Origin of the sequence: Leptotrichia sp. OH3620_COT-345 (genome assembly GCF_003932895.1) — a bacterium.
In the GTDB taxonomy this organism is placed as follows: domain Bacteria; phylum Fusobacteriota; class Fusobacteriia; order Fusobacteriales; family Leptotrichiaceae; genus Pseudoleptotrichia.
In genome coordinates, this window is record NZ_RQYW01000178.1 from 1 (window position 1) to 293 (window position 293).

1 protein-coding gene is annotated in these 293 nt (G+C 26.3%); it reads left to right on the forward strand.

The features are described from left to right. Nucleotides 1–293, forward strand: a 293-nt coding sequence (locus tag EII29_RS12510) for a hypothetical protein (RefSeq protein ID WP_158612575.1), incomplete at both ends; no start/stop codon positions are given.

Below are 293 nucleotides of genomic sequence, written 5' to 3' on the forward strand. Positions count from 1 at the left end.
AAATTTAGAGAATATAGAACAGCAAATACAATAAGAAAAAATGAAATATTGAATGAAGTACAGGAATTATATAATTTAGACCAAAGTATAAAGATAAATTTGGCAATAAACGGACCTGCACTACTTGACAAAAGCCCTTATTTATTAGAAGCGAAAGATAAGTATAACAAAGAAGAATTATTAAAAGATTATACAAATGGAAAGTATACAGATAAAGGTTTATCAAATAGTCCAAAACTAAATACAAATGTATTGCCATATGAAAGAAAAGAAAATACAGGAGTGTCGGATAT